The 12005-nt window shown below is 64.7% G+C and carries 4 protein-coding genes; all 4 read right to left on the minus strand.

What is annotated here, in order from left to right:
• Positions 1 to 11 precede the first annotated feature (11 nt).
• On the minus strand, positions 12 to 8591 hold the full coding sequence (locus NKI96_RS23805) for a glycoside hydrolase family 94 protein (RefSeq protein WP_352806476.1): 8580 nt from the start codon (positions 8589 to 8591) through the stop codon (positions 12 to 14).
• Between the two features lie 289 nt (positions 8592 to 8880).
• Positions 8881 to 9480 carry a HutD/Ves family protein gene (locus NKI96_RS23810; protein ID WP_031215462.1) on the minus strand — a complete coding sequence of 200 codons (600 nt, stop codon included), beginning with the start codon at positions 9478 to 9480 and terminating at the stop codon, positions 8881 to 8883.
• A 12-nt stretch (positions 9481 to 9492) separates the two neighbouring features.
• The gene (hutU, locus tag NKI96_RS23815) at positions 9493 to 11163 is read right to left on the minus strand and encodes a urocanate hydratase (RefSeq protein ID WP_023705777.1); all 1671 of its coding nucleotides are present in this window, start codon (positions 11161 to 11163) and stop codon (positions 9493 to 9495) included.
• A gap of 28 nt (positions 11164 to 11191) precedes the next feature.
• Positions 11192 to 12004, minus strand: coding sequence for an N-formylglutamate deformylase (gene hutG / locus NKI96_RS23820; RefSeq protein WP_023689634.1), 813 nt, complete (start codon positions 12002 to 12004; stop codon positions 11192 to 11194).
• Between the last annotated feature and the right edge of the window lies 1 nt (position 12005).

The following is a 12005-nucleotide window of genomic DNA, read 5'->3' on the forward strand; positions in this document are numbered from 1 at the left end:
AGCCCTTGATTTTACGCGGGTATCTTGACGACCACCTCGGTCTTGTCGCCGGCCTTCGGCTGAAAACCGGAAGACTTTGTCTTGGTTCCATTGACTTCGAGCGAGATGGATTTGGCCTTTTTGTCGCGGATGACGCGAACCTTGACCTCCGCCCCCAGCATCTTCAGCGTTGCAGAATAGCCGTCCCAATGGCTGGGCAGTTTCGGCCGGAACGTGATCTGCTTGCCCCGCCGCTCAATGCCCAGAATTCCTTCGACCGCAGCACGGTAGAGCCATCCCGCTGAGCCCGTATACCAGGTCCAGCCGCCGCGACCGCCCTTGTCCTCACCGGAATAGATGTCGGCGGCGACGACGTACGGCTCGACGCGATAATGCTCGGCCGATGCATCGTCGAGCGCATGGTTGACCGGGTTCAGCATCGAGAAGCAGCGATAGGCATCGTCGGTGCGGCCCATTTCGGCGAGCGCGATCACGAACCAGGTCGCCGCATGGGTGTACTGGCCGCCGTTCTCGCGCACGCCCGGCGGATAACTCTTGATGTAACCAGGGTCCTTTCTCGTGTTCTGGAAGGCCGGGGTAAACAGTTTGACGATCTTGAGCTTGTCGTCGACCAGCAGGTTCGTCGCCTGCTGCATCGCCGTGGTCGAGCGCGCGGGGTCGCCCTCGCCGGAGAGCACGCTCCACGACTGCGCGATGGAGTCGATCTTGCACTCGTCCGAATTGTGCGAGCCAAGCGGCGTGCCGTCGTCGTAGCTGCCGCGGCGATACCACTGGCCGTCCCAGGCGGTGCTTTCCAGCGCCCGCTTCAGCACATCGGCGTGTTTTGTCCAGGCCTGCGCCCGCTTGGTGTCGCCCTGCCCCTTGGCCACGGTGGTAAAGTCGCCCAGCGTCTTCAAAAGGAACCAGCCGAGCCAGACACTCTCCCCCTTGCCGGCTTCGCCGACGCGGTTCATGCCGTCGTTCCAGTCGCCGCCGAGGATCAGCGGCAGCCCGGCCGGGCTGCTGCGCTTGATCGCAAGGTCGAGCGCACGCGCGCAATGGTCGTAGAGCGAAGCGTTCGTCTTGGAGATTTCCGGCGTGAAGAAGGCGTCGTGCTCGCCCTCGCCCAGCACCTGCCCGTCGATGAAAGGCAGCTGCTCCTTCAGGATCCCTGTATCGCCGGTCACCTCGATGTAGCGATTGGTGGCATGCGCCAGCCAGACCACATCGTCGGAGATCATGGTGCGCACGCCGGCGTCGGTGCGCGGCAACCACCAATGCTGGACATCGCCTTCGGGGAACTGCCGGCGCGCCGCATTGAGGATCTGGTCGCGCGCCAGTTTCGGATCATGCGCAAGCAGGGCCAGCGTGTCCTGCAGCTGGTCGCGGAAGCCGAAGGCGCCGCTTGCCTGATAAAAGGCCGAGCGGGCGCGGATGCGGCAGGCCAGGCTCTGATAGGGCAGCCAGTGATTGACCATGGCGTCGAGCGCCTTGTCGGGCGTCTCGACCTGGATGGTGTCGAGGAAGCCGCGCCAGACGCGTTCATTGTCGGCCAGCCGCTGGTCGAAATCCTTGCCCGAATGAGTCTGCACCAACGCGCTCGCCTCGGCTGATGTGGCGGCGTCGCCAAGCAGCCAGACCAGCGTGACGTCGCCGCCGGCAGGGATATCGATTTCGCTGGCGACAGCTGCGCACGGATCGTCGCCGGCCTCGACGCGGCCCGACAGGCCGGCGCCGCTGACGACGGCGTGCGGGAAGGCGCTGGTGCCGTGCCTGCCGATGAACTCGCCGCGATCGGCTGTCACCGAATGCACCGGACCAGTGGCGGCCAGGAAGGCCACCCGGTCGCCGAAATCGAGACCGTAGGGGTTTTGCGCCAGAAGCGCGCCAGTCGCTGGATCCCTGGACGGGATGATGGTCGCAGCCGTGCTCGAGCGATGGCTGCCGAGGACCCATTCGGCATAGGCATAGACGCGCAGCCGCGCCGGCGCCGGGCCTGAGTTCTGGATGCGCAGCCGCGTGATCTTCACTGGATCAACGGGATCGACGACGTGCGTCAGATCCATCGACAGCGGGCCGCGTTTGGACCGGAAGGTCGAGAAGCCCTGGCCGTGCCATGTCTCATAGGTCATCAAGGGATCGCGGACCACGGCAGCCAGTGGCGAGAATGCCTTGCCGCTGGTCTGGTCGTAGATGTAGATGCCCTCGCCCGGCCGGTTGGTGACCGGATCGTTCGACCATGGCGTCAGCTGGTAATCGCGGCTGTTGCGGCTCCAGGTGAAGGCAGCGCCTTCGGCCGAGACATGGAATCCGAACGAGGCGTTCGAGACGACGTTGATCCAGGGCTGCGGCGTCGAGCGCCGGCCTGCAAGGCGGGTGACATAGTGGCGGCCGTCGCCCTCGAAACCGCCAAAGCCGTTCCACTGGCTGAGGCCGCTGCCGTCGGCGCTGCTGTCGGACGCGGCATGGTATGCAGGCGCCGCCGGCACCGGCAGAGACGGCTCGCGCAGTGACGCGGGGGGCGCCGGCTGCAGGGCATCGCGTGCTTGCAAGGCTGCCGCCTCGGCGCGTTCGATCTGGTCGAAGATGGTGCCGTTGCGCGTGTGCAGAACCACGCGGGCAACCGCCAGCAGCGTCTTGTACGTCGCCTCGTCCATGAGGTCGCGGCGCACGGCGAAGATGTGCTGGCGCGGCCCGAGTTCCTTGCCGCGCAGGCGGCTGTTTTCGCACAGCGTCTCGACCGCGCGCTGCAGATCCTGGACATAGGACGATGCCTGCTCGTTGACGACCACGAAGTCGATCATCATGCCGCGGGCGCGCATATACTCCTGGAAGCGCAGCGCCTGGGCGACAATTTCGAGGTCGGCCACGTCGCCGATGCGGACCAGGAAGATCGGGAAATCGCCCGAAATGCTGGTCGGCCACAGGCTGGACTGCTTGCCCAGCCCCGAAGCGATGGATTCGCCGGGCAGGCGCAGGAACGGATCGGGATAGATCAGGAAGCGCGCCAGCTTCTGCACGTTGGCGGCGTCGGTCAGGCTGAGACCAAGATGGCGGGTCTGCACCTGCGAACGCGTCCAGGCAAGCATCGCCTGGCGGGCAAAACTTTCGGGATGGTCGAGCCTGGCGATGGCCTCGTCCAGTTCGGCGCGGTTGGCGCCGACGGCGGTCCAGAAGGTCAGCGATATCTTCTTGTTGGCCGGCACCCGCACCTGGCGGCGCAGGGCCGCTACCGGATCGAGGGTGAAGCCGTGGTGACCGCCAAGCTTGGCGCCGGGATCGAAGGCCGCCGCTTCCGCGATGGTACGGCCACGGCCGATGAAGGCACGGCGGTCGGTTTCGGCCTCGGCATCGCGCGCCGACCCGGACGGATCGGTGACGAAATGCACCATGGTGACGTCAGGCTCGTTCTTCTCGCGCTTGCGCCTGGTGGCAAAGATGGCGCCGTTGTTGGCAGCGATCTCGGTCTCGATAAACATTTTCGAGAACGCAGGATGGGCATTGTCGGAGGCTTCGTTGCCCAGCACCAGCTCGGCAAAGGAGGTCACCTCGATATGCCGGTCAGTGGCGCCGTCGTTGTAGAGCGTGACGCGCCGTCCCTCGCCATTGCCTTCCGAGATGACGATGCATTCGACCTCCGAACGCAGCGAGGCCACTGTTTTGACGAAGCTCGCCTTGTCGTCGGAAAACAGCGTCTGCACTCTCTCGCCGGTCGCCTGCTTCGGCTCCGCGGTGGCCGACCACCAGTCGCCGCTGCCGGCGTCGCGCAGGAAGATGTAGGAGCCGAGCCGGTCTTCGGTCGGGTCGGGCTGCCAACGGGTGACGGCGAGTTCGCCCCAGCGGCTGTAACCGGAACCGGTGGCCGAGACCATGACGGAGTAGCGGCCATTGGACATGACGCTGGTGGCGCGCAACGCCCTCAGCGGGTCGAGGACGATGCGCGAATCCGGGCTCTCGACCTCGGTCTCGTCCTTCGAGCGCTCGTCGGCTTCGGTCCTGACCGTGGCGGTCGGGATGTCGCGCGGCGCCCTCTCCTGAAGCAGGAGTTCGGCAGACTCGATCACCGGATCGCTGTGGAAGCGGTCGCGCAGCCTGCCCTCGAAGATGGCGTCGGCAACGGCGGCGATCGACATGCCGGAGTGATGCGCCATGTAGTTCAGGACAACGGCATGGTCGGTGCCTTCCGGCACGCGCTGCGGCGTGAAGTCGACGGCGTCATAAAAGCCATGCCGGCCGAGCGCGCCGATGGAGCGCAGCCTGGCCAGATTCTGGACGGATTCGCGCGGTGTGAACTGCGCCGCGAGGATCGTGGCGTAAGGCGCGATCACCGTGTTCTGGCCAAGGCCGCGCTTGAGACCAAGTCCGGGCACGCCGAAATTGGTATACTGGTAGGTCAGTTCGCGGTCGCGGGCATTGTAGGCCGCTTCCGAAATACCCCAGGGCACGTTCTTCGAACGCGCGTACTGGATCTGGCGCTTGATGATCAGCTTGCTGGTCTGGTTGAGGATCGATCCCTGCGGCTCCTTCATCACCAAAGGCGGCATCAGATACTCGAACATCGAGCCCGACCAGGACATCAGCGCACCCTGGAAGCCGATCTCGACGATCGGCCTTCCAAGCCGGAACCAATGCTCCGTGGGCAGGTCACCCTTGGCGATGGCGAACAGGCTGGTCAGCCGCGCCTCGGAGGCGAGCAGATCGTAGCAGCTCTCATCGAGCTGATGCTCCTCGACCCGGTAGCCGATTGACAGCAGTTTGCGCTCCTGACGCATCAGGAAAGAGAAATCCATCTCGAAGGCATAGCGGCGGCAGCGTTCGCGCAGCGCCAGCAGCTTGGCGCGCAAGGCTTCGACGGCGTTTTCGTCGCTGTGCGAGTCATGCACATGCGCCTCGCAGGTCGCTTCCAGCCGTGCCGCCCAGTCGGCGATAATGTCGCTCCGCTGCGATCCGGCCTCGGTGTGGATGGCGGTGGCGAGCTTGCGGATCTCGCCGGCAAGCACGGCCAGGTTAATCGTGCGGATCGAGGCCATCTCCGGCTGCGCCTTGATGGTCATGACGGCGCGCCGCATGCCATCGAGGCGATCGGCCAGACGCTGGCGCAACGGCCGCAGTTGCCGGCGGTCGTCAGGCAATTCCTCGAGGCTCTCGTCGAGGATACTCACCGTGTCGAGGACGCCTTCGAAATCGCCCTGCAGGTGAACGGACGGGGCTTCCGCCCACTCGGCACAGGCCGCCGCCACCGCGACCAGATGTCCGGCCAGATTGCCGCTGTCGACGGCCGAGATGTAGAGCGGATAGAGCGGCTTGAGCGTCGTGGTGTCGTACCAGTTGAAGAGGTGGCCGCGGTTGCGCGGCATGCTCTCGATGGTCGTCATCGTGGCGTCGATGCGAGTGATGGCGTCGGAGAGCGCAATCCAGCCGAAATCGCGTGCCGACACCACCGACAGCAGGTAGACGCCGATATTGGTCGGCGACGTCCGCGGCGCCACAACCGGCGCCGGGCTTTCCTGGAAATTGTCGGGCGGCAGATTGTGGTGCTCGGCCGTGACGAAGGTTTCGAAATAATGCCAGGTGCGGCGCGCCACGGTGCGCAGCGCGTGGATGTCGGCTTGCGATATGCGCAGGCGGTCCTCGGTCTCGGCCGAGCGGCTGATCCAGCAGGCAACCGCCGGCGAACCGATCCAGAACAGAGCGAAGAAGAAGGCGACGAAGGCACCGGTGGAATCGGCCAGCACGGGGATAGCGAGACCGACGACGCCGATGATCACGGCGCCATACATCATGCTGTAATAGGAGCCGATATCGTTGTCGCCGCCCTTGTGCGCCTGCGACGCGGTGCGCCATTCCAGCAGGTTCTGGCGGCTGACGAACAGGCGGTAGAGCGTGCGCACGATGGCGTCGCCCATCATCCAGGCATTGTGCGCCATCAACAGCACTTTCAGCGCCACAAGGGCCGTGCCGAAGACGGTGTCGTGCGCCAGTGCGGAGAAATGGCCGCGCGGCGTCTGGTCGCCGCTCTTGGGCAGGATGGCGTTGACGACATCGAAGGTCGGCGCCATGAACAGCGACAGGATCAGCAGCGCCTGCCACTGCGCGGCCTGCGTGAAGGGCAGCAGCGTCCAGCCGGCGATCGCCGCCATCACCCAGAAGATCGGGGTCAGCGAGCGGCGCAGATTGTCGACCATCTTCCAGCGCGACAGCGCCGGCACGCCGGAACGCGGCGAGAAGATGAAGCGCAGCAGCTGCCAGTCGCCGCGCGCCCAGCGGTGGTGGCGCGAGGCGTCGACCGAGTAGCGGGTAGGATAGTCCTCGACCAGTTCGACGTCGGTGACAAGTGCTGCGCGCGCCAGCGCACCTTCGAGCAGATCGTGGCTGAGGACGGTGTTTTCCTCGATGCGGCCCTGCAGCGCCGCCTCGAAAGCGTCGACGTGATAAAGGCCCTTGCCGGTGAAGGAGCCGTCGCTGAAGACGTCCTGGTAGAGATCCGAGACGGCAAAGACGTAAGGATCGAGACCGCTGTTGGACGAGAAGACGCGCTGGAAGAAAGAAGCGTCGTCGCCGCTGGTGAGCGAGGCTGTGATGCGCGGCTGCAGAATGGTGTAGCCGGCGGTAACGACGCGCTTTGTCGCGTCAAAATGCGGGCGGTTGAGCGGATGGGCGAGCTTGCCGACCAGTGACGACACGGCGTCGCGCGTGGTGCGCGTGTCGGCGTCGAGCGTCATGACATAGACGACCTTTTCCGGCAGCGGCACGTCGAGCGGCAGGAAGGTGGTGTCGCTGTCGCCGCGCAAGAGAAGGTTCAGCTCATGCAGCTTGCCGCGCTTGCGCTCCCAGCCCATCCAGGCGCCCTGCGCCTGGTTGTAGAGCCGGCGGCGATGCAGGATATAGAAACGCGGCGCGCCTTCCGAGGGATAACGGGCATTGAGCCTGGCGATCTCGTCGCGCGCATATTGCAGGATCTCGATGTCGGCGGCGTCGATCTCGGTCTTGGAATCCGGCCAGTCGGACAGCAGCGCGAAATGGATTTCTTCGGCCGTGTTGGCGAGGTGATGCACCTCGATGTTGCGGATGTTTTCCTCGACATCATCGCGCGAGCCGATCAGCGACGGCACCACGACCAAGGTGCGTGATGCCGCCGGAATGCCGTGCTTGTAATCATAGCCGACGAGCCGCGTCGGCTTCAGGAACAGTGAAACAACGGTGTTGAAGAAGGCGAGCGCGCCTTCGCTGGCAGGCACCGCAAACAGCGCCAGCATCAGCGTGATGGATTCCACCGACAGTCCGAGATGGGCAAGCGCATTGCCGGAGACAACCAGCAGCAGCACCGTCAGCAGGAAGACCGGCACAACGATGCCGAGCCAGCCCGTGGCGGTGAAGGCGCGCTTGAAAGTCACATGGAAGGGCGGCCGATAGCCGATCGCCTTTTCCAGATCCGGCCGGCGCGGGCCGACCAGGAAGAAGCCGACATCGGTATGCATGGCCGGATCGGCTGATGCATCCGGCACGCCGGAGGCATCGGTGACCCCGGGAACATGGCTGGCCAGCTCGATGGCCTTTTCGGCGACACGGAATTCGGACAGGTCGGAGCGGCGCGCCAGTTGCTCGATCGACGTGCGGTACTGGTCGCGCGAAAAGAAATCGAGCGCGGCGAAATCGGTGCGCTCGCGCAACAGCGTGTCGATGCGGCTGACGCCCTCGAACCACACCGTCCAGTCGACGTCGTTGATGAGGCGCAGGCCGCGGATGATATTGCCGGTGGTGACATTGCCGCTGGACAGCGTGCGATGCTCGGAAATGATGATTTCCTCGGCGTCGGAGCCGGTTTTCTCGAGCTCGACCTCCAGCCATTCCAGCGCCCTGCCGGCATTCTGCGAGCCGTCGCGCAGGCGGTAGAGCAACTGGGTGGCGAAGGTGGTGTCCTGCGCATGCGCGCCGTAGCCCGACAGGATCTTCCGGCGGTCTGCATTGTCGTCGGTCGCCAGCACGCGGTCGGCGACCTCGTTGGCGATATGGCGCATCTGCCTGGTGCGGTCGACGCGCACGGCGATGCGGCGCAGATTCTCGATCAAAACGAAGCGCAGCAGCGACGGCAGCGCCCAGAGCTCGCCGATCTTGAGCGGCTCGACCGACTGAAAACCCTCGACGATGGATTTGAACATGGTCGCCGAAACCGAACTGTCGGAATGGGCGACATAGCTCCAGGCCAGAGCCAGCGCGCGCGGCACCGCGGCGCGATCGGCCACTTTCAGGGTCGGCAACTGCCGGTAGAAACGGCGCGGCAGGTCGCGCTTCACCTGAAAAATGGTCTCCTCGACGAGATAATTGTTGTCGAGCAGCCATTGGGCGGCAGGCGTGATGGTTTCGCCCTTGGCCTGGGCGGCATTGGTCGAGCGGTAGACTTCGAGGATTTTCTTGGCGCTGTCGCGGATGCGGGCCTGGAAATCGAACGGCGTCAGGCCGAACAGGTCCTTGATGTCGCCCTTGGCAAGGCTTTCGCCCAGCGCGCGCAGCCGCTCTTCGGGCAGGAAATTGGAGCGTATCGGCTCTTCGGTGATGACCGGGAAGCCGGCGCTGGACTTTTCGATATGGGCAGGATTTGTCTGGATATTCATTGAAAATTCCGCATGGGGGACGCGATGCGGCGCCACCGCCACGGCAATGTCCCTAAAACCGATTCAAATGCAATTGGTTGCATGATTACACTGGCCGAAAGTTTTGCTTCGCACCACGCCAGAGGCGTTATCCCTTCGACATTTTAAGTGGGGCTTTCGACAACTCAAGGACGAGCACCCCTGCCCTCCCGTCCGCCTTGGAACGACGGAAGGATTCGGGCTTTTTCGTGATCCAGACAACAGCTTACGCCAGATTTCTCCGGCGTGCGATCATGTTTGGCAACAGGCGTTAATCGTTGTGCTGGCGGTGCGGCTGGCCCAGCCTGGCTATCCGGACGACGAACACGGTCGTCGGCCGTACCGGTTCAACCCGTAGTTTCGCCTGCGGACCGAGCAACAGCGTGTCGAGGGGTCCAAGACGAGACGATGTCGGGCCGCTGAGGCCGACCTCGCCGTCGAACGGCAGGATCAGGGTCATAGCGCTGGTCGGCCGGATATCGGTCGGAACCGAGACCACCAGGCGCTCGACCGTGTGCATGGCCCGCCCGCGGCGGGTCATAACGTTGAGGTCGGTGATCGGACCGGAGATCAGCGCCGCCGAGGTCGGCACATCGGCCGGGAAGGACAGCGGGGCGGAAGCCGCCGTCACTTCGGCCGGCCGCCGGCCAGCAATGTCGAGGACGATGCCCTCGCCTTCCAGCACGGCCAGCGTGCGGTCGACGCCGGCAAAGCCCGAGAACGGCCCGCTATCCTCGACTCGCGCCATCGAAACGCGCCAGTCGAAATCGTCCAGGCCGGCGCCGTCCGGCGAGACGGCGATCTCGGTGGTCGTGCCGCCGCCATTCTTCCACGGCATGACCCGGTAGTCGGCGGCCCGTAGGATGCGCATCATTTAAGCCAATCAGCCTAAAATACCGGGCAGATTGAGCTGGTGCTCCTTCGCGCACTCGATGGCGATGTCGTAGCCGGCATCGGCGTGGCGCATGACGCCTGTCGCCGGATCGTTCCACAACACGCGCTGCAGGCGCCTTGCGGCGTCCGGCGTGCCGTCGGCGACGATGACCATGCCGGCATGCTGCGAGAAGCCCATGCCGACGCCACCGCCATGATGCAGCGACACCCAGGTTGCGCCCGACGCGGTGTTGAGCAACGCATTGAGCAGCGGCCAGTCGGAGACGGCGTCGGAGCCGTCCTTCATCGCTTCCGTCTCGCGGTTGGGCGAAGCCACCGAGCCGGAATCGAGGTGGTCGCGGCCGATGACGACGGGCGCCTTGAGTTCGCCCCTGGCCACCATCTCGTTGAAGGCGAGCCCCAGCCTGTGGCGGTCGCCGAGGCCGACCCAGCAGATGCGCGCCGGCAGGCCCTGGAAGGCGATGCGCTCACGTGCCATGTCCAGCCAGTTGTGCAGATGGGTGTTGCCGGGGGTGAGTTCGCGCACCTTGGCGTCCGTCTTGTAGATATCCTCGGGATCGCCCGAAAGAGCAGCCCAGCGGAACGGGCCGATGCCGCGGCAGAACAGCGGCCTTATATAGGCCGGCACGAAGCCCGGGAAGGCAAAGGCGTTCTCGAAGCCTTCGTCCTTGGCGACCTGGCGGATGTTGTTGCCATAGTCGAGCGTCGGCACGCCGGCATTCCAGAACGCGACCATCGCCTCGACATGCTCGCGCATCGAGGCGCGGGCGGCCTTCTCGACAGCCTTGGGATCGGAGACGCGCTTCTCGCGCCACTCAGCCATCGTCCAGCCCTTGGGCAGATAGCCGTTAATCGGGTCATGCGCCGAGGTCTGGTCGGTGACCATGTCGGGGCGGATGCCCCGCTTGAACATTTCCGGCACGATGTCGGCCGCATTGCCGAGCAGGCCGACCGACTTCGCCTCGCCGGCCTTGGTCCAGCGCTCGATCATTTCCATCGCTTCGTCGAGCGTCTCGGCCTTCTCGTCGACATAGCGGGTGCGCAGCCGGAAATCGATCGAGTCCGGATTGCATTCGATGGCGAGGCAGCAGGCGCCGGCCATGACGGCGGCAAGCGGCTGGGCGCCGCCCATGCCGCCGAGGCCGCCGGTCAGGATCCATTTGCCCGTAAGGTTGCCATTGTAGTGCTGGCGGCCGGCCTCGACGAAGGTCTCGTAGGTGCCCTGCACGATGCCTTGCGTGCCGATATAGATCCAGGAGCCGGCCGTCATCTGGCCGTACATCATCAGGCCTTTTTTATCGAGCTCGTTGAATTTATCCCAGGTCGCCCAATGCGGCACGATGTTGGAGTTGGCGATCAGCACGCGCGGCGCATCGGTGTGCGTCCGGAAGACGCCGACCGGCTTGCCGGACTGGACCAGCAGCGTCTCGTCTTCATTGAGGGTCTTCAACGAGGCGACGATGCTGTCGAAATCGTTCCAGGTGCGCGCGGCCCGGCCGATGCCGCCATAGACGACGAGCTCATTGGGGTTTTCGGCGACATCGGGATCGAGGTTGTTCATCAGCATGCGCAGCGGCGCTTCGGTCGTCCAGTATTTGGCGTTGAGCTTGTCGCCGCGGGGCGCGCGCACTTCGCGGATGTTGTGGCGAGGATTGTTCATCATTGTCCCTTTGGAGTAAGGCGGCGTCTCAGCGCCCGGCCCAGTCAATGGCGGATTGGAGGATTTTCGTCAGTGTGGCGCGCATCGGCGCGGCGAACTCGGCATCATAAGGCACCGGCCAATTGTCCGGTTCGCCCTTGCCCTCGGGCTCGCGCAAATAGCCGCGATCGGCAAGTTCCATCTGCAGCGCATGGTAGCCGCCTTGCGGATTGCCGAAATAGCGGGTGATCCAGCCACCCTTGAAACGGCCGTTGATGACATTGCTTTCACCGCTCTCGGCCATGATCTGGCCAACCAGCGCCTGCAGCGTAGGATCCGCGGTCTGGCCGTCATTGGTGCCGAGATTGAACACCGGCAGCGTGCCGTAGAACAGGCGCGGCAGCACCGACCGGATCGAGTGGCAATCGTAAATGACGACCTTCTCATGCAGGCCGCGCAGCCTGACGGACTGAGCCGCCAGCATTTCATGGTAGGGCACGAAATACGCTATGCGGCGCTGGTCTATCTCCGATGGCGTCGGTTCCGCGCCGGGCAGATACAGCGGATCGCCGTCGAAGGTCTCGGTCGGGCATAGCGTCGTTGTCGTCTGCCCGGGATAGAGCGAGGCGCCGGAAGGATCGCGGTTGACATCGATGACGGTGCGCGAGATCGACGTGTGCACGACAGTCGCGCCAAGGCCGGCGGCAAAATCGTAGAGATTGTCGATCCACCAGTCGCAATCGCGGCGGCCGAGCCAGGGCGAGACCAGCCGATTGTCGATGCCGGCGAGATCGATACCCGTGTGCGGGATGGACACCAACAGGGGTGCCGTGCCTTCCGTCACTGTCAGCCAGTCGGTCATG

The sequence above is a fragment of the Mesorhizobium sp. M0292 genome, assembly GCF_040321695.1.
GTDB lineage: Bacteria > Pseudomonadota > Alphaproteobacteria > Rhizobiales > Rhizobiaceae > Mesorhizobium.

Bases quoted from the DNA above. Each gene is read 5' to 3' on its own strand.
- NKI96_RS23805 (WP_352806476.1), bottom strand. From the start codon at position 8,591: ATGAATATCCAGACAAATCCTGCCCATATCGAAAAGTCCAGCGCCGGC.
- NKI96_RS23810 (WP_031215462.1), bottom strand. From the start codon at position 9,480: ATGCGCATCCTACGGGCCGCCGACTACCGGGTCATGCCGTGGAAGAAT.
- hutU (WP_023705777.1), bottom strand. From the start codon at position 11,163: ATGAACAATCCTCGCCACAACATCCGCGAAGTGCGCGCGCCCCGCGGC.
- hutG (WP_023689634.1), bottom strand. From the start codon at position 12,004: ATGACCGACTGGCTGACAGTGACGGAAGGCACGGCACCCCTGTTGGTG.